21 protein-coding genes are annotated in these 17,832 nt (G+C 62.5%); 12 read left to right on the forward strand and 9 right to left on the reverse strand.

Going from position 1 to position 17,832, the window contains the following annotated elements; all coding sequences use genetic code 11:
* A partial coding sequence (locus OO258_RS26895) for a hypothetical protein (protein WP_266034855.1) occupies positions 1–195 on the reverse strand: 195 nt, incomplete at its 3' end.
* Positions 196–409: 214 nt separating this feature from the next.
* Between OO258_RS26895 and rhtA the strand changes: the two genes are divergently transcribed.
* Positions 410–1,297 (forward strand): threonine/homoserine exporter RhtA, encoded by an 888-nt coding sequence (rhtA, locus tag OO258_RS26900; protein WP_266034857.1) that lies wholly within the window; start codon positions 410–412, stop codon positions 1,295–1,297.
* 190 nt (positions 1,298–1,487) lie between these two features.
* Positions 1,488–1,769: a hypothetical protein gene (locus OO258_RS26905; RefSeq protein ID WP_016714998.1), complete on the forward strand. Its 282-nt coding sequence runs from the start codon at positions 1,488–1,490 to the stop codon at positions 1,767–1,769.
* Positions 1,770–1,810: 41 nt separating this feature from the next.
* On the opposite strand, the gene OO258_RS26910 is transcribed toward OO258_RS26905, so the two are convergent.
* Complete coding sequence (locus OO258_RS26910) at positions 1,811–3,619, reverse strand: aminopeptidase P family protein (RefSeq protein WP_266034866.1); 1,809 nt, start codon at positions 3,617–3,619, stop codon at positions 1,811–1,813.
* Positions 3,620–3,799: 180 nt separating this feature from the next.
* Between OO258_RS26910 and OO258_RS26915 the strand changes: the two genes are divergently transcribed.
* Together OO258_RS26915 and OO258_RS26920 are read left to right on the forward strand one after the other, a co-directional pair.
* Positions 3,800–4,918, forward strand: coding sequence for a DUF3182 family protein (locus tag OO258_RS26915; protein ID WP_266034870.1), 1,119 nt, complete (start codon positions 3,800–3,802; stop codon positions 4,916–4,918).
* Positions 4,902–5,672 (forward strand): alpha/beta hydrolase family protein, encoded by a 771-nt coding sequence (locus OO258_RS26920; protein WP_266034873.1) that lies wholly within the window; start codon positions 4,902–4,904, stop codon positions 5,670–5,672. The genes OO258_RS26915 and OO258_RS26920 overlap by 17 nt, the downstream gene beginning before the upstream one ends.
* Here the strand turns inward: OO258_RS26920 and OO258_RS26925 are convergent.
* Together OO258_RS26925 and OO258_RS26930 are read right to left on the reverse strand one after the other, a co-directional pair.
* Positions 5,651–6,031 (reverse strand): antibiotic biosynthesis monooxygenase, encoded by a 381-nt coding sequence (locus OO258_RS26925; RefSeq protein WP_266034875.1) that lies wholly within the window; start codon positions 6,029–6,031, stop codon positions 5,651–5,653. The genes OO258_RS26920 and OO258_RS26925 overlap by 22 nt on opposite strands.
* A gap of 90 nt (positions 6,032–6,121) precedes the next feature.
* A complete protein-coding gene (locus OO258_RS26930) occupies positions 6,122–7,105 on the reverse strand; it encodes a GlxA family transcriptional regulator (protein WP_266034877.1) in 984 nt (327 codons plus the stop codon).
* Positions 7,106–7,187: 82 nt separating this feature from the next.
* Here OO258_RS26930 and OO258_RS26935 point away from each other — a divergent pair, with 82 nt between their 5' ends.
* Positions 7,188–7,736 carry a cysteine hydrolase family protein gene (locus OO258_RS26935; protein WP_110748193.1) on the forward strand — a complete coding sequence of 183 codons (549 nt, stop codon included), beginning with the start codon at positions 7,188–7,190 and terminating at the stop codon, positions 7,734–7,736.
* Positions 7,737–7,780: 44 nt separating this feature from the next.
* On the opposite strand, the gene OO258_RS26940 is transcribed toward OO258_RS26935, so the two are convergent.
* Entirely contained in the window at positions 7,781–8,344 is a 564-nt protein-coding gene (locus tag OO258_RS26940) for a helix-turn-helix domain-containing protein (RefSeq protein WP_266034881.1), read from the reverse strand.
* Positions 8,345–8,428: 84 nt separating this feature from the next.
* On the opposite strand from OO258_RS26940, the gene OO258_RS26945 reads away from it, so the two are divergent.
* From OO258_RS26945 to OO258_RS26975, 7 genes are all read left to right on the forward strand, one after another.
* Positions 8,429–9,379, forward strand: coding sequence for a DMT family transporter (locus tag OO258_RS26945; protein WP_266034884.1), 951 nt, complete (start codon positions 8,429–8,431; stop codon positions 9,377–9,379).
* A gap of 150 nt (positions 9,380–9,529) precedes the next feature.
* Positions 9,530–12,445 (forward strand): monovalent cation/H+ antiporter subunit A, encoded by a 2,916-nt coding sequence (locus tag OO258_RS26950; RefSeq protein ID WP_266034887.1) that lies wholly within the window; start codon positions 9,530–9,532, stop codon positions 12,443–12,445.
* Complete coding sequence (locus tag OO258_RS26955) at positions 12,445–12,789, forward strand: Na+/H+ antiporter subunit C (RefSeq protein ID WP_003250128.1); 345 nt, start codon at positions 12,445–12,447, stop codon at positions 12,787–12,789. Before OO258_RS26950 ends, OO258_RS26955 begins: the two co-directional genes overlap by 1 nt.
* Positions 12,786–14,465: a monovalent cation/H+ antiporter subunit D gene (locus OO258_RS26960; RefSeq protein ID WP_266034890.1), complete on the forward strand. Its 1,680-nt coding sequence runs from the start codon at positions 12,786–12,788 to the stop codon at positions 14,463–14,465. The genes OO258_RS26955 and OO258_RS26960 overlap by 4 nt, the downstream gene beginning before the upstream one ends.
* Entirely contained in the window at positions 14,462–14,950 is a 489-nt protein-coding gene (locus OO258_RS26965) for a Na+/H+ antiporter subunit E (protein ID WP_266034893.1), read from the forward strand. Before OO258_RS26960 ends, OO258_RS26965 begins: the two co-directional genes overlap by 4 nt.
* Entirely contained in the window at positions 14,947–15,225 is a 279-nt protein-coding gene (locus OO258_RS26970; protein WP_110748175.1) for a K+/H+ antiporter subunit F, read from the forward strand. Before OO258_RS26965 ends, OO258_RS26970 begins: the two co-directional genes overlap by 4 nt.
* Complete coding sequence (locus tag OO258_RS26975) at positions 15,222–15,587, forward strand: Na+/H+ antiporter subunit G (protein WP_110748170.1); 366 nt, start codon at positions 15,222–15,224, stop codon at positions 15,585–15,587. The genes OO258_RS26970 and OO258_RS26975 overlap by 4 nt, the downstream gene beginning before the upstream one ends.
* A gap of 13 nt (positions 15,588–15,600) precedes the next feature.
* Here OO258_RS26975 and OO258_RS26980 read toward each other — a convergent pair whose 3' ends face one another.
* The 4 genes from OO258_RS26980 to OO258_RS26995 all read right to left on the reverse strand — a co-directional run bounded on the left by OO258_RS26980 (position 15,601) and on the right by OO258_RS26995 (position 17,403).
* On the reverse strand, positions 15,601–15,813 hold the full coding sequence (locus tag OO258_RS26980) for a hypothetical protein (RefSeq protein ID WP_110748167.1): 213 nt from the start codon (positions 15,811–15,813) through the stop codon (positions 15,601–15,603).
* Positions 15,810–16,280, reverse strand: a complete 471-nt coding sequence (locus OO258_RS26985; RefSeq protein ID WP_110748164.1) for a hypothetical protein — start codon at positions 16,278–16,280, stop codon at positions 15,810–15,812. The genes OO258_RS26980 and OO258_RS26985 overlap by 4 nt, the downstream gene beginning before the upstream one ends.
* A 345-nt stretch (positions 16,281–16,625) precedes the next feature.
* Positions 16,626–16,820, reverse strand: coding sequence for a hypothetical protein (locus OO258_RS26990; RefSeq protein WP_266034901.1), 195 nt, complete (start codon positions 16,818–16,820; stop codon positions 16,626–16,628).
* A gap of 178 nt (positions 16,821–16,998) precedes the next feature.
* A complete protein-coding gene (locus OO258_RS26995; protein ID WP_003250099.1) occupies positions 16,999–17,403 on the reverse strand; it encodes a TraR/DksA family transcriptional regulator in 405 nt (134 codons plus the stop codon).
* Positions 17,404–17,832: the final 429 nt, after the last annotated feature.

A 17,832-nucleotide genomic window follows, 5' to 3' on the forward strand; every position in this document is an offset into this window, starting at 1 on the left:
GATAATCTTTTTGACTATCAGTCCGTACTCACAAGCACCCACACGAATTGCTTGATTCGATTTGTTAAAGAGCGTTTGGTTAAGAGCTTTTCGTCTCAACCGAGGCGCGCATTCTACGCTTTCCTCACTTGCTGTCAAGCGTTTATTTTGAAGTTTTTTGCGAGAAACTCGTTTAGCTTCAAACACTTGACTCAACGGGGTGGCTTGCTTTGCTTCGCTACCGCGTTGGAATGGTGCGCATTATAGGGCTGATATTTTACAGGTCAACCTTTAATTTCAACAATTTAGGCCTCTGCGCAAAAAGCGGTGTCAGGATGGTCAGCTGCCCTTCACACGCCTTGCCCCCTCGCCCAATAATTGCGCACTATATTGCTCAACCCCACTTTTCCCGAAGGATCGCCTCATCTAAATGAACACCCAGCCCCGCAGCCTGGCCGCTACCCTCTTCCCGATCGGCCTACTGCTAATCGCCATGGCATCGATTCAGTCCGGTGCCTCCCTGGCCAAAAGCATGTTCCCCATCGTCGGCGCGCAAGGCACCACCAGCCTGCGGCTGATCTTTGCCAGCATCATCATGCTGCTGATACTGCGCCCATGGCGGGTATCCATGACTGCCAATACCCTGCGCAACGTGGTCATTTATGGCATGGCACTGGGCGGCATGAACTTCCTCTTCTATATGGCCCTGCAAACGGTACCGATCGGTATCGCCGTGGCACTGGAGTTCACCGGCCCGCTAGCGGTGGCAATCTTCTCGTCGCGGCGAGCGATCGACTTCCTGTGGATCGGCCTGGCCATCGCCGGCTTGCTGCTGTTGCTGCCGGCGGGGCACGGCGGCCAGTCACTCGACCCGGTGGGCGCCGCCTATGCACTGGGCGCAGGCGTTTGCTGGGCCCTGTACATTTTGTTCGGGCAACGCGCCGGGGCCGAGCACGGCATCCAGAGTGCGGCACTGGGCGTAGTAGTCGCGGCCTTGTTCGTAGCCCCTATCGGTATCGCCCATGCAGGCGGCGCACTGCTCACGCCCGCCGTAATTCCCATGGCCCTGGCCGTTGCCGTGCTGTCCACCGCCCTGCCCTACAGCCTGGAAATGGTCGCACTCACGCGTATTCCGGCACGCACCTTCGGTACGCTGATGAGCATCGAGCCGGCTTTCGGCGCCTTGTCCGGCCTGCTGTTCCTCGGTGAAGTGCTGACGGTTACCCAATGGCTGGCGATCCTGGCAATCATTACCGCATCAGTCGGCACTACCCTTTCGATGCGCAAAGAGCCCAGCCCTACAATCGCTGCAGACTGATATGAGAAATATTTTCATTTGGGACAGCATTGGTGATTGTAGGGACCCATCTCGCTGATTAAGCTGTCACAGAATCATCATCTTTACGCTATCTACTGGACCGAACACGGACGCTGGGGAATTTTCAGGAAGAACCGAAGCGATAACGACAGGGCCTGACAACTGATCCGCCCTGCATTTAAGGACAGGAATGAAACGTATTTTTCTCATCCTGGCCATCTTGGCAATTGCTGGATGTGCCGCCACAGCCAAGACTGAGGTCAAAAGGGGCAAGAAGGGCCTGCATATCAACTGCTCCGGCCTTTCCTCCTCGTGGGACAATTGTTACAGCAAAGCCGCAAGCTCCTGCAGCACACGCGGCTATCGGGTCATTGCGCGCTCGGGCGATAGCGATGAAGAGGCCGGCGACTACTTGTTCGGCATCAATCCGGCGGGCTACACCAGCCGTAGCATGATCGTCATCTGCAAATAAGAAGAAGGGCAGCTCGCGAGCTGCCCTTCTTCATGTGCCGATCATAGCGGCGCGGTACGGGTATGCAACCAGGCCAGCGCATCGCCCATGAGCCTTGGTGCAAGGCGCTCACGCACGGTGGCGTGGTACTGGTTCAGCCATGTCACTTCTTCGATCGACAGCCGCTCAGGCAACAGGCAGCGGGTGTCGATCGGACAAAGCGTCAAGGTCTCGAAGCACAGGAAATCGCCAAAGGCACTCTTGCCCGCCTCACGATTGACCACAAGGTTCTCGATGCGCACGCCCCACTGCCCAGGGCGGTAGGTACCCGGTTCGATCGAGCTGATCATGCCCGCCTGCATCGCCGTTTGGGGTGCAGCTGCTGCCTGGTAGGCAATCACCTGCGGCCCCTCGTGCACATTCATGAAGTAGCCCACCCCATGGCCGGTGCCATGGCCATAGTCGACCTGGTCAGCCCAGATCGGGGCCCGGGCAATGGCGTCGAGCAACGGCGAAAGCACCCCACGCGGGAACGTGGTGCGCGACAGCGCGATCATGCCCTTGAGCACACGGGTGCAGTCCTCCTTCTGTGCCTGGCTCGGGATCCCCACCGGCACCATGCGGGTGATATCGGTGGTACCGCCCAGGTATTGCCCGCCCGAGTCGATCAGCAGCAAGCCGTCACCTTCGATGTGCGCATGCGACTGCTCGGTGGCGCGGTAATGCGGCATCGCGCCATTGGCATTGAAGGCAGCAATGGTCGAGAAGCTCAGCGACACGAAGTTCGGGCGCCGGGCCCGCGCTGCACTCAACTGCTCGTCAACGGTCAGCTCGGTAATCACCTCTCGACCGAGGTTCGCCTCGAACCAGGCAAAGAACTCGCACAACGCCGCACCATCCTGCTCCATGACCTGGCGGATATGCACCAGATCGTCATCGCCTTTACATGACTTGCTCAGGGTTGTCGGGTTGAGCCCTTCCACCAGCACGGCATCTGCCTGTAGGTTATCCAGCAGGCCGCAGGTGACCCGGGCCGGGTCCACCAGCAGCCTGCTCCCCGCAGGAACGCCTGCCAGTGCCTGCCCTGCTTCGCTGTAGTCGCGCACCTCGATACCGTCGACCGCCAGCACCTGACGCAAGTGCTCATCCACCTTGTCCTGGCCAACGAACAGGATGGCCTGCTGCTGGCTGATCAGGGCAAAGGCCAGAAACACCGGATTGTAGGAAACGTCGCTGCCGCGCAGGTTGAACAGCCAGGCGATGTCGTCAAGGGTAGCAATGAAGTGCCAGTCGGCACCCTTGGCCTGCATGCCCTGGCGCAATTGCGCCAGCTTTTCCGCCCGGCTCACCGTGGCATGTGGCCCCAAGTGCTGATAAACCGGGTTGGCTGGCAACGCCGGACGCCCGCTCCAGACCTGGCCCAGCAGGTCCTTGTCGGTGATCAGCCGCGCCCCCCGCAGTTTCAGGCGCTCTGCCAACTGACGCGCCGAGGCCAAGGCCATGACTGCACCATCCACCGCAACATTGCCGTTAGGCTCGACGTGCTCACCCAGCCATTCGAGTGCACCGGGCTTGCCCGGCAGCAGCTTCATCAGCTCGATGCCGCTGCCGGCCAGTTCGTGCTCGGCCTGTTCCCAGTAGCGGCTATCAACCCACAGACCGGCAAACCCGGAGGTGACCACCAGCGTGCCTACCGAGCCGTGGAACCCAGATAGCCACTGGCGCCCCTGCCAGTAACCGGGGAGGTATTCAGAAAGGTGAGGGTCGGCCGACGGTACCAGCAAGGCATGGATGCCGGCTACGGCCATGGCCTGGCGCACTTGCGCCAGACGCTGTGGCACGCTTTGTTCAAGGGTGGTCTGGACGCTCATGCGCTCTCCTGCGGCTACATCACGATTGATCTAATACGCCGATAATGGAACAGCCGTCAGGGCCCTGCAATCGTCCCGGCGCGAACCGGACGCGTCCTACATCAGAACCACTGATCAAGTTCCGCTGAACTTCCCCAAAGCAAGGCCTTCACACACTGTACATTCATTGCACACAGGCAATTGACCATGCCCAGTGCCTGCACCCCGAAAACTGCCGTGGTGTTGCTCGACACCCGCGAACACACGCCCGAGCACGAGCATGCCGTGCACCTGAAGATTGCCCAAGGCCTGGGACGACTTCTGGGTTGCCCGCACAAGCTGCCCGAGCAACCGCCCAATGCCGCCGATGATTACTACTACCTGCCTACAGAGACCCTGACCGACCCCAAGCGCGCTGCAATTCTGGGCATTCGCAGCGAACAGGACCTGTTTGGTGGCATGGTGTCCCAGCCGTACATGGCGACAAAGGCCATTTCACACCCGCTACCGGCCGGGGCCACCTTCCCACCGGGCTGGACCGATGGTTTCGCTTTGCAGGCGTGCGACGCGCTGCTGCGCGGCTACACCGTGTTCAGCAAGAACGATGCGCGTAACGCAGCTCAGTTGCTACTGCGCGATGGCCCCTTGCGGATCAAACCGGTGCTGGCCTGCGCAGGCCGTGGGCAACAGGTGATCACCGTGGCAGATGAACTGGAGCCACTGCTGGCCAGGATGGACGACCAGCAGCTGGCGCTATGGGGTTTGGTACTGGAAGAAGACCTGAGCGACGTCCAGACCTTCAGCGTCGGCCAGGTGCGTGTCGCCGGGCTGACCTGTAGCTACCATGGCACCCAGCAGCTGACCCGCGACCATCAGGGCACTGAAGTCTACGGCGGTTCCGACCTGGTGGTAGTCCGTGGCGACTACCAGGCCCTGTTGCAAATGCCGCTGGAAGACCACCTGCGCCTGGCCATCAACCAGGCCATGGCTTACGAAAAGGCCGCCGAGCAACATTTCCCGTGCTTTGTCGCCTCACGGCGCAACTATGACATCGCCCGCGGCAGCGACGCCTCAGGCCACCTGCGCTGCGGCGTACTCGAACAATCCTGGCGCCTGGGCGGTGCCAGCAGTGCCGAACTGCTGGCGCTGCAGGCGTTTGCCGATGACCCGGCATTGCAGCGCGTGCGTGCCTCCACCCACGAAGTCTTCGGTACACCCGACCTGCCGGTTGACGCCACCCTTTTCTACCAAGGAAACGACAGTGAACTCGGACAACTCAGCAAATTTGCGCGAATTCGCGAGCATGACCATTCAGAGTGAAACCGTTGAACTACAGGTCGAGAACGACCGTATCGTCGGCACCTTGGTCAGCCCCGGCAGCAAAATGCCGGGCATCCTTTTCGTGCATGGCTGGGGCGGCAGCCAGCAACGCGACCTGGCCCGTGCCCGGCATATCACCGGGCTAGGCTGCGTGTGTATGACCTTCGACCTGCGCGGCCACGAAAAAACCGAGAGCCAGCGTCTTACCGTCACCCGAGAACAGAACCTGCAAGATCTTCTGGTGGCTTACGACCGGCTGGTCAGCCACCCGGCCGTCGACAGCAGCGCCATCGCCATCATCGGCAGCAGCTATGGCGGCTACCTGGCTACCCTGCTGAGCCGCGAACGGCCGGTCAAATGGCTGGCGCTGCGGGTACCCGCGATGTACTGGGACGACGAATGGGGCAGCCCCAAGCAGGCCCTCGACCGCCAACGACTGAACGCCTACCGCCAGCGCCCGCTCGGTCCAGGGGACAACCGTGCGCTGGCGGCCTGCGCCGAATTCGCCGGGGATGTGTTGCTGGTGGAATCGGAGCAGGACGACTATGTACCGCACAGCACGCTGATGAATTACCGCTCGGCATTCGTCAGCGCCCATTCGCTGACTCATCGCATCGTCGACGGGGCAGACCACGCCCTGTCCAGCGAACAGAGTCAGAAAGCCTACAGCTCGATCCTCGCCGCGTGGATCAGCGAAATGGTCATCGGCGCCCGCCTGGACCACTACCCGCACTATGCCCCTTGGTATGCCTGAGGTTCACCCACCTGGCAAAGCAGGCCGCCATCGACACCACGCACCAGGCTACGCAAGGTCTGGTAGGCGGCAAAGTTCACGCCACGTGCCTGATGCCGGCCCAGCAGGTCGAGGAATGGCTCCTCGATGAAGTCCACGGCCGCAGCCGCCCAGGCCTGGCGGGACTGCCATTGCAGGTACTGCAACACCCGGCTGCCATCGTCGCTGGCCTGGATGCTGACCCCCTGCAGGCCCTCGCACCGCGCGGCCAGCGCTTCGCTACGCGCCACCAGGGCCTCGGCCAAGGCTTGCTGGCACATGCTGGGCACTTCGTATTCGATCATCTGGGTAAACCACAGGGCTTGAGGCTTTGCCGACATCGACAGTCTCCTGATTACGGGCGCATGCAGCGCAATGCCGTGCAGGGTAAAACCTCAAGTTAAGTCAAGGTCAAGTGGTTTCTTGAAGGCCTATCCCGATACCGCGAAGCGCCGCCGATAGTCGCTGGGCGTCAAACCAGTGATACGCTGGAACACTTTGCGAAACGCGCCCGGGTCTTGATAACCGACTCCCCATGCAATCTGTTCGACGTTGCGTCGGGTGAACTCCAGCAAGCGGCACGCCCGCCCCACCCGCACCTGCTGGCAATACTCGGTCGGGCGCAACCCGGTGGCAGCGCGAAAGCGTCGCAAGAATGTTCGCTCCTCCAGCCCCGCACAGGCCGCCATCCCAGCAAGGTCAGCGTGCTGCCCGCCGTTACCCTGCAACCAGTGCTGCACTTTCAACACGGCCTCGTCGCCGTGATCCAGGCGTGGGTTGAACAACGCACCGGGCAACGGCGCCGTAACGGGTTCGACCGCCAGGTAGCGGGCGGTTTCCCGCGCCACGGTCGCCCCCAGAAAACGCTCCAGCAGGCGCAAGCCCAGGTCGGTCCAGGCCATCAAGCCTGCCGAGGTGACGATGTCGCCGTCGTCCAGCAGCGGCTGCCGGGTCTCCACCCGTACCTTGGGGAAGCGCTGGGCCAGCGCATGCACGTAGTTCCAGTGGGTGCAGGCTGGGCGCCCGTCCAGCAGGCCACTGGCAGCGATGAAGAACACGCCGATACACACCGACGCCAGTACCGTGCCGCGCTCGTGCAGCCTGCACAACGACGTGCGGTGGCGCTCCAGCAGGTCGCCCTGCGGGGTCGATTCGAGACTCGGCGGAATGATCAGTACACGCAGGCCCGGCACGTCGCTGGCAGGGCTGTCGGGGGCAGGCTGCAACTGGCCCGCCTCGTTGGCCTGCCAGAAGCTGATACGCACCCGCGGCAACTCGACGGCGCCCAGCTCGGCAGCTACCCGGTTGGCCACCAGGAACAAGTCGGCCAGGCCATGCACGGCGGCACGCTGCACGCCGGGGTACAGCAACAGACCAATGTCCAGGCTGGCTGGGGTGTCAGTTTTTGCCCGCATAGTGTCGTTCGTGCCAATCCTCAGCTCAGTGCACACAGCCTATAACTAACGGCATCCAACGACTACTGCCAGAGGAGGCAGCATGAACAAGCAGGCGCTGATCATCATCGATATCCAGAACGACTACTTTCCGGGCGGCAAATGGGCCCTTGAAGGCGCTGACCAGGCAGCCGACAACGCCGCCCGGCTGCTGGCGGCGGCCCGCCAGCGCGGCGACCTGGTGGTGCATGTGCGGCATGAGTTCGACAGCGCCGATGCGCCGTTCTTCGCCCCGGGTTCGCCGGGTGCTGCCATCCACCGCAAGGTCGAACCGGTCACGGGCGAACCGGTGGTGCTCAAGCACAAGGTCAACGCCTTTCTCGGCACCGACCTCGAACACACGCTGGACCGGCATGGTGTCGAGGCCCTGACCATCGTCGGCAGCATGAGCCACATGTGCATCGACGCCGCCACCCGTGCAGCAGCCGACCTGGGTTATGAGGTGACCGTGGCGCATGATGCCTGCGCGACACTGCCGCTGGAATTCAACGGCAAGCAGGTACCGGCAGCGCAGGTGCATGATTCGGCAATGGCTGCATTGGCGTTTGCCTATGCCAGGGTGGTGAAGACCGATGAGTTGCTGGACCGCTGATACAGCTTGAGAGGTTGGGGCGCTTTACGCCCCTCCCCCGAACCTCAGATCACCACATTGCGCACAAAGCGTACCGCCACCTCGCCATCATTCCGATAGGCATACCGGCAGTTGCTGGGGAACACCTGGAACTGTCCCACCTGCAGGCGATGCTCGACCCCCTCGATGATCAGCGTCAGCTGCCCGTCGGCCACATAGATCTGCTCACTCCAGCCTTCGGCATCTGCCTCGCTGGCATAATGCTCGCCAGGAGCCAAGGTCCACTCCCAAAGCTCCACCTCGCGTCGTGCCGGGCTGGTACCCAGCAGCACCGCCCGGCTCTGTGGATGCACGCCCGCCCAGGCCAGCTCTTCGATGCGCCCGGGGTCACGCTGGTCCGGCGCCTGGATCAAGGTACTGAACGCCACGCCCAAGGCTTCGGCAATCAAGTCCAGGGTGGTCAGGCTCACATTCTTTTCGCCCGCCTCGATCGCTACCAGCATGCGCCGGCTCACCCCTGAGCGCTCAGCCAGCGCCGCCTGGCTCATGGCGGCGGCGTTGCGCAGGCTGCGTACATTGAGGCTGACATGTTGGAGCACCGAGGCACGGTGCGCGGAATCTTTGTGCACTATATTGCTCACTGATCGGGATTGCGCAGTATACTGCCCACTTTGCGGCGATTGTGCGCCGCCTTCCGCCGAGTGTGCAAGACCATGAGCAAGCCCAGCAGCCAAACCACCCCCGCCGTTACCTTTCGCCTGAGCAAGGCCGAACTGGTGCTGGTGTTCATCACCATGTTATGGGGCGGCACCTTCCTGCTGGTGCATAACGTGATGACTGTCAGCGGACCGATGTTCTTCGTCGGCCTGCGCTTTGCGGCTGCCGCGCTGTTCGTGGGCGTGGTGTCGGCGCGTTCACTGCCAGGGCTGACCTTCACCGAACTGAAGGCGGGCATGCTGATAGGCGTGTCGATCATGCTCGGCTACGGCTTGCAGACCATGGGCCTGCAAACCATCAGCAGCAGCCAGTCGGCATTCATCACCGCGCTGTACGTGCCATTCGTGCCATTGCTGCAGTGGCTGGTACTTGGTCGGCGACCAGGCCTTATGCCCAGCATCGGCATCTGCCTGGCCTTTATCGGCCTGATGCTGCTGGCAGGTCCTGAGGGCGGCAGCCTGCACTTCAGTGAGGGCGAACTGGTAACCCTGGTCAGCGCCGTGGCCATTGCCGCCGAAATCATCCTGATCAGCCGCTACGCCGGCCAGGTCGATGTGCGCCGGGTCACCGTGGTGCAACTGGCAACCGCCTCGCTGCTGGCGTTCCTGATGATCGTGCCGACCCAGGAGCGCATTCCCGACTTCTCCTGGCTGCTGCTGGCCAGCGCCGTAGGCCTGGGTGCCATGAGCGCGGTGATCCAGGTGGCGATGAACTGGGCGCAGAAATCGGTCTCGCCCACCCGCGCCACCCTTATCTACGCCGGCGAACCCGTATGGGCCGGAATCGTCGGGCGCATTGCCGGGGAGCGCCTGCCAGGCGTGGCGCTGCTCGGCGGCCTGCTGATCGTGATTGCGGTGGTGGTCAGCGAACTCAAGGTCCGCCGCCCCCGCGACACCGCCGAAGTACGCGACGTGCAGGCACAAGGCGAACGCCAGGCCGGGCTCTAAAGCGGTCAACAGCGGCTATGCTCTGTAAAAAACTGTTATAAAAAAACAGCTTGTCACAGCCTGTTTGTAGGATTCTGCGACAGCTTGCGTGTTGGTGATCAACACCCCGGCACGTATGATTCTTTGCAAACTTCTCCAGAATAGGCCGCTATGTCTTTGATAGTGCTATTGCTTCTGCCGTTCGTGGGCAGTTGCCTGGCAGCCGTGCTGCCGCACAACGCACGTAACGCCGAGTCCATTCTTGCCGGGCTCGTAGCCCTGGTCGGTACCGTCCAGGTAGCACTGCTGTACCCTCAGGTTGCCCACGGTGGCGTGATCCGCGAAGAGTTTCTGTGGGTGCCCAGCCTGGGGCTGAACCTGGTACTACGAATGGACGGCTTCGCCTGGCTGTTCTCGCTACTGGTGCTGGGCATCGGTACGCTGGTGTCGCTGTACGCGCGTTACTACATGTCGCCGCAAGACCCTGTACCACGCTTCTTCGCCTTCTTCCTGGCCTTCATGGGCGCCATGCTGGGCCTGGTAATCTCCGGCAACCTGATTCAGCTGGTGTTCTTCTGGGAACTCACCAGCCTGTTCTCCTTCCTGCTGATCGGCTACTGGCACCACCGTGCCGACGCCCGCCGCGGCGCTTACATGGCGCTGATGGTGACCGGCGCAGGCGGCTTGTGCCTGCTGGTCGGGGCCCTGCTGCTCGGCCATGTGGTCGGCAGCTACGACCTGGACAAGGTCTTGGCTGCCGGCGACACCATCCGCCAGCACGCACTGTATCCGGTGCTGCTGCCGCTCATCCTGGCCGGCGCCCTGAGCAAGAGCGCCCAGTTCCCCTTCCAGTTCTGGCTGCCCCACGCCATGGCGGCGCCCACACCGGTATCGGCCTACCTGCACTCGGCGACCATGGTCAAGGCTGGGGTGTTTCTGCTGGCGCGTCTTTGGCCGGTACTCTCCGGTAGCGAAGAGTGGTTCTGGATCGTCGGCGGTGCCGGGGCCATCACCCTGCTGCTCGGCGCCTTTGCCGCCATGTTCCAGAACGACCTCAAAGGCCTGCTCGCCTATTCGACCATCAGCCACCTGGGCCTGATCACACTGCTGCTGGGTCTGAACAGTCCACTGGCCGCCGTTGCCGCCGTATTCCACATTCTCAACCATGCCACCTTCAAGGCCTCGCTGTTCATGGCGGCCGGCATCATCGACCACGAAAGCGGTACCCGTGACATCCGCCGCCTCAGCGGCCTGATCCGCCTGGTGCCGTACACCGCAACCCTGGCCATGGTCGCCAGCGCCTCCATGGCCGGCGTGCCATTGATGAACGGCTTCCTGTCGAAGGAAATGTTCTTCGCCGAGACGGTGTTCATCAGCTCCACCGCCTGGGTCGAGGCCGCGCTGCCGGTGATCGCCACCCTGGCCGGCACCTTCAGCGTGGCCTATGCCCTGCGCTTCACCGTCGATGTGTTCTTCGGCCCCACCGCCCAGGACTTGCCCCACACCCCCCACGAGCCGCCGCGCTGGATGCGTGCACCGGTCGAGTTGCTGGTACTCACTTGCCTGGTGGTAGGCATTTTCCCCGCCCAGTCGGTCGGGCCACTGCTGGCCGCTGCCGCCCTGCCCGTCGTAGGTGGCACGCTGCCGGAATACAGCCTGGCCATCTGGCATGGCTGGAATGCCCCGCTGATCATGAGCCTGGTGGCCATGAGCGGCGGTATCGTCCTGTACCTGCTCCTGCGCAAGCAACTGCGCCTGGGGCGTTTCCCTTACCCACCGCTGATCGAGCGCTTCAACGGCAAGCGGCTGTTCGAACACGGTCAGGTCCAGTTGATGCTGCTGGCGCGGCGCGTCGAGCGCCTGTTCACCACCCGCCGCCTGCAATCGCAGCTATTCATGCTGGTGGTTGCCGCCTTCATCGCCGGCCTCACTCCCATGCTCTACAGCGGCCTGAGCTGGGGCGACCGACCGAAGATTCCGGGCTCCGGCGTGTTTGTCGCGCTGTGGCTGATCGCCATTGCCTGCGCCATCGGCGCCGCCTACCAGGCCAAGTACCACCGCCTGGCGGCACTGATCATGGTCAGTGTCTGCGGTTTGATGACCTGCATCACCTTCGTATGGTTCTCAGCCCCCGACCTGGCACTGACCCAACTGGTGGTGGAAGTGGTCACCACTGTGCTGATCCTGCTGGGCCTGCGCTGGTTGCCGCGGCGTATCGAAGGCGTATCGCCGCTGCCCGGTAGCCTGGAGCGCGCGCGCATGCGCCGCCTGCGCGACCTGCTGCTGGCGATACTGGTCGGTGGTGGCATGGCCTTGCTGTCGTACGCCATGCTGACCCGGCCAACACCCAATGACATTTCCTCGTTCTACCTGAGCCGCGCACTGCCCCAGGGCGGTGGCACCAATGTGGTCAATGTGATGCTGGTCGACTTCCGTGGCTTCGATACCCTCGGTGAGATCACCGTGCTGGTGGCGGTGGCACTGACGGTGTTCGCCCTGCTGCGGCGCTTCCGCCCTCCGAAAGAGAGCATGCAGCTGCCGGCACAGCAGCGCCAGCTGGCACCGGATGTGGTCACCGACCTGATCAACCCACGGCACGCCACCGACACCGCGCTGGGCTTCATGATGGTGCCGGCGGTGCTGGTGCGCCTGCTGCTGCCGATCGCTTTGCTGGTGTCGATGTACCTGTTCATGCGCGGCCACAACCAGCCGGGCGGCGGCTTTGTCGCCGGTCTGGTGATGTCAGTGGCATTCATCCTGCAATACATGGTGGCCGGTACCCAGTGGGTCGAGGCACAAATGAGCCTGCGGCCGCTGCGCTGGATGGGCACCGGCCTGCTGTGCGCGACCCTGACCGGAATCGGCGCGATGCTGCTGGGTTACCCGTTCCTCACCACCCACACTGCTCACCTGCACCTGCCGTTGCTGGGCGATGTGCACGTGGCCAGCGCGCTGTTCTTCGATGTCGGCGTGTACACCGTGGTGGTCGGGTCGACGCTGCTTATCCTCACCGCCTTGGCGCACCAGTCCGTGCGCGCCTACCGCCCGGGCAACCCGGCAAAAACCAGCCAAGCAGGAGCCGCCTGATGGAAGAAGTCATTGCAGTCGCCATCGGTGTGCTGGCCGCTTCGGGGGTGTGGCTGATCCTGCGCCCACGTACCTACCAGGTGATCATGGGCCTGTGCCTGCTGTCGTATGGGGTCAATCTGTTCATTTTCAGCATGGGCAGCCTGTTCATCGGCAAGGAACCGATCATCAAGGACGGCGTCACCCAGGACCTGCTGCACTATACCGACCCGCTGCCGCAGGCACTGGTGCTCACCGCCATCGTCATCAGCTTCGCCATGACCGCGCTATTCCTCGTGGTATTGCTGGCTTCGCGCGGCCTGACCGGTACCGACCACGTGGATGGCCGGGAGCGTGACGAATGAATGGCATGAGTCAGCTCATCGTCGCGCCCATCCTGCTGCCGCTGCTGACGGCGGCGGTGATGTTGCTACTGGGTGAAAAGCACCGGCGGCTCAAGGCCCGGCTGAACCTGCTGTCGACCTTCGCCGGCCTGGCCATCGCCGTCAGCCTGCTGCTGTGGGTACGCACCCAGGGCCAGGCAGAGTCGATTGGTGTGTACCTGCCGGGCAACTGGCCGGCGCCATTCGGCATCGTGCTGGTAGTGGACCACCTCTCGGCCCTGCTGTTGACCCTGACCGGGGTCATCGGCTTCAGCGCGCTGCTGTTTGCCCGCGCCCGCTGGGACAGTGCCGGGGCCAGCTTCCATGCGCTGTTCCAGATCCAGCTGATGGGCTTGTACGGTGCCTTCCTGACCGCAGACCTGTTCAACCTGTTCGTGTTCTTCGAGGTGCTGCTGGCTGCCTCCTACGGCTTGTTGCTGCATGGTTCGGGCCGTGCCAGGGTGCGTGCCGGCCTGCACTACATCGCCATCAACCTGTTCGCCTCGTCGCTGTTCCTGATCGGCGCCGCAATGCTGTACGGTGTGACCGGTACCCTGAACATGGCTGACCTTGCGCTGAAGATCCCGCTGGTGCCGGAGGCCGACCGCGGTTTGCTACACGCCGGCGCCGCCATCCTGGCCACGGCCTTCCTGGTCAAGGCCGGCATCTGGCCGCTGAACTTCTGGCTGGTACCGGCCTACGCTTCGGCCAGTGCCCCGGTGGCGGCACTGTTCGCCATCATGACCAAGGTCGGCCTGTACGCCGTGCTTCGTCTGTGGACACTACTGTTCTCTGGGCAGGCCGGGGCCTCGGCGCATTTCGGTGGTGAATGGCTGGTGTATGGCGGCCTGGTTACCTTGGCGGTGGCCGCAGCGTCGATCCTGGCTGCGCAACGCCTGGAGCGCCTGGCTGCGCTGAGCATCCTGGTTTCGGCTGGGACCTTGCTCGGAGCAGTCGGCTTCGCCCAATCGGCGTTGACCGGCGCGGCACTGTTCTACCTGGTCAACTCTACGCTGGCATTGTGCGCGCTGTTCCTGCTCGCCGAACTGGTCGAACGCTCGCGCTCGGCCAATGAAGCGCCGCTCGACGAAGAAGAAGACGCCATGCCGCCGCCACTGGAATCGCTGCACCCACCCAAGGGCATCAACCTCGATGATGAGCAGAAGGCAGTGATCGGCCAGATCATTCCGTGGACCATGGCCTTCCTCGGCCTCAGCTTCATCGCCTGCGCCCTGCTGATCATTGGCATGCCACCGCTGTCAGGCTTCGTCGGCAAGCTCAACCTGATCAGTGCACTGTTCAACCCGCTGGGTCTGGGGGTTGCGACGGAGCAGCCACTGGGTGCCGCCAGCTGGGCGCTGGTGGCATTACTGATACTGTCCGGCATGGCCTCGCTGATCGCCTTTGGCCGGGTCGGCATCCAGCGTTTCTGGAAGCCTGAGGAGCGCCCGTCACCGGTGCTGCGCCGCTATGAATGCCTGCCGATCGTCATCCTGCTTGGCCTGTGCATCATCCTCAGCCTGAAGGCCGAGCCGCTGCTGCGTTACACCCAGGACACCGCTGCCAGTCTGCAGGCCCCTGACACCTACATCCAGGCCGTGATGGCCGCCCGGCCCATTCCTGGCCCCACCTCGCTCGACGTACAGGTGCAGCCATGAGCCGAATGTTCCCTGCCCCACTGCTATCAGTCTCGCTGTTCGGCTTATGGCTACTGTTGAACCTCTCGATAAGCCCCGGCAATCTGCTGCTGGGCGCCGCGCTTGGCGTGCTGGCGCCATTGCTCATGGCACCGTTACGTCCGCAGCATGCGCACGTGCGGCGGCCCCTGGTCATCGCCCGCCTGATCGGCCGGGTCGGTATGGATGTGATCGTGTCCAACGTGCAGGTGGCGCTTGGCGTGTTGCGTGCCGGCAAACAGATGCCACGCTCGGCATTCGTCCACGTCCCGCTGGCCCTACGCGACCCGCACGGCCTGGCCGCGCTTTCGATGATCACCACGGTAGTCCCCGGCACGGTCTGGTCCGAGCTGGCGCTGGACCGCACCGTGCTGCTGTTGCATGTGTTCGACCTGGATGATGAAGCGGCCTTCATCCGGCACTTCAAGGACACCTACGAACGCCCGCTGATGGAGATTTTCCAATGACAGGCCTGCTCTCGAGTGCGGTCCTTGCCAGCCTGTTCATCTTCGCCTTGGCCATGGGCCTGGCGCTGATCCGCCTGTTCCGCGGCCCCTCCGCTCAGGACCGGGTGCTGGCGTTGGACTACCTGTACATCCTGGCCATGCTGACAATGTTGGTGCTTGGGATCCGTTATGCCAGTGACACCTACTTCGAAGGTGCCCTGCTGATTGCGCTATTCGGCTTCGTCGGCTCGTTTGCCCTGGCCAAGTTCCTGCTGCGCGGTGAGGTGATCGAATGACTGAAACCCTGGTACTGCCGTTCTGGCTGGAACTGGTCACCGCTGTGTTGCTGCTGACGGGCAGCCTGTTCGCCCTGATTGGCGCGGTGGGCCTGGTGCGCCTGAAGGATTACTTCCAGCGTATGCACCCGCCGGCACTGGCCTCGACCATTGGCGCCTGGTGCGTGGCGCTGGCCTCGATCATTTACTTTTCGTGGCTTAAGGACGCGCCGGTGCTGCACGCGTGGCTGATCCCGATCCTGCTGTCGATCACCGTGCCGGTCACCACGCTGTTGCTGGCGCGGGCGGCACTGTTTCGCAAGCGCATGGCGAAAGAACCGGTGCCCGAAGAGGTCAGCAGCGGCAGCGACCGCGGCAACTGATGGGGTTACCGCTTCAGCCTTGGCTGAGGCGCTGCAACTCGCGGCGGACCATGGCGGCATAAGGCGGCGGGCTGAGCCTGTATAGCTCAGCCGCCACCCAGTTCAACCAAGCGCCTTGCAACGCCGCGCGCCTGGCCAGCAAACGCTCGGCGTCGGCCACGGCATCTGCCAGGTGCTGCCGATGAAACTCCGCCCGCGTGGCAGGCGCGTCGTCAGCATCGGTCATTCACTGGCCTTGAAGGTGGTCAGTTCGCCTTTGCGCCATTTGGCAACTTTGCCGGTCACCGCCTTCAGCAACTTGCCCAGGCCTTCCTGCACTTGCTGCTGCGCGGCGAACACCAGCATCACACCGTGGCCTTCACGGAATACAATGCCTTCGCCTTCCGGGACGGAAACGAATGCGTAATCACCCACGCCATACACATTCAACTTGATCTCGCGAAAGCGCATTTCCAGCTTGCCACCTTCGCGGCTGGGCAATACGGCAGCGCGGAAGTGGTCGCCCACCTTCAGCTCGAGGCGCTGTTTGTCATCGACCACCAATGCACTTTCGGTGTCGATTTCGGCCATGTACAGGCCTTCGGGATTCTGTTCGGTCACATAGATGAAGCGGCCCTGGAACAGTTGGGCCAATTTACCGCGCAAGTCGCCCAGGGCGAACAACGCGTGGGTATCAAGTGTGCTGACTGCCAATGAAGTAATCCTCAACCGGTTACAACCCGCCCTCACCCAAGCCGGGGAGGCACGGCCATTTCTTATCGATAGGCGAAAAGAGTAATAAAGCGATATACGAAATGTCTGTGCCCGCTGACGATGCAGCGTGCAGGAATCTTTACTCTGAGGTGCCAGATTCGCCTTCAACCGAAGGCGCTCGGCCCTTTCCCGGCCCGGGAAGCGTGATGCCCAAGATCACTCGCCAGCAAATGCAACCAATGGAGCGAGCCTGCAAGAAGACAAGCCCTGGTATCCATGTGCGCATTTACTGTAGGACAAATATGCCCGAAAACACTGAAACACGTCGAGAGGCAATAAACATTTTCAGGCGGCGAGGCCTTTCTTCAGTTGCTGCTGCCAAGCCGCCTGGCATTCCAGCGCTTCTTCACGCGTGGCGAAGGCAGTACCACGGCACTCGCCATTGACCAGTACCACCCAGCAGATGCGCTTTCCCACCGCCTGCAGGGTAGACGGCACACCTGAACCAATCATCACGGCTACATCGACTCGGCTATTCATCATTCCCTCCGGAATTTAATTAGCACCCTAACGATAAAGCCATGATACGCCTGCCCTTCACGCGAAAACAGCGCATCCCGGTACAGCAGTGTTACGCCGGGAGCAACAAAACCGGGGCCAGCGAAAAACGCAAAAAGCCCCAGGGATTGCTCCGTGGGGCCTCTCACCACACCCGGGGTCAGACCTGGCGCTGGTGGCGGTCGAGCTGCTCGTGGCGCTCTTGGGCTTCGATGCAGTACTTGGTGGTCGGGCTGATCAGCAGACGCTTCAGACCGATGGGTTCACCGCTGTCATCGCACCAGCCGAAACTTTCGTCGGCAATACGGTCCAGAGCCATCTCCAGCTGTGGCAGCAGGCGCTGGTCGCGGTCGATGGCATTTACCAGCCAGCTACGCTCTTCTTCGACCGAGGCCACGTCGGCAGGGTCCGACGGAGTGTCCAGGCCTTCGATGGTGGTGCGGCTGAGCTCGATGCGTTCATGGGTTTCGACTTTCATCGCCTGCAGCAGCTCAGTGAAGAAGGCCAGCTGGTCGGCGTTCATGTAGTCATCGGCCGACATGGCCAGCAACTGTTCCTTGGTCATCGATTTCTCTATGAAAAAATGTGCATTTGGGCGATTCAGGTGCCACCGACGCCTTGGCATCGGCAGCGAAATTCTTCAAGCGCCAACTGGCACTCTTTTACAGGGGGCGGCAGTCTAAGGCGCCACGTCGCGTGGAGCAACTGCAAATGGGTGCGAATTTGCTTCCGTCGCTTAGAATCCGCTGGTCGGTGCCCAGTACAAATTCAACTGCCCGCCCCATACTGTGAGTGTGTCGCTGGCTCAGGCTCAGGCTCAGGCTTTTGATCTTGATCTTGATCTTGATCTTGATCTTGATCTTGACTTTCGCGACTTCAGGAGGCCGAACGCAGGCATTGCGGAGGCAGGTGACGGGCATGGATGCCCGTCAAGCGCTGAGGCCCCAGGATGGGGCCTTCGGCGCGGTCCTGCCGGGAGCAATGCCGGAGTGAG

Origin of the sequence: Pseudomonas sp. DCB_BI (assembly GCF_026240995.1) — a bacterium.
GTDB lineage: Bacteria > Pseudomonadota > Gammaproteobacteria > Pseudomonadales > Pseudomonadaceae > Aquipseudomonas.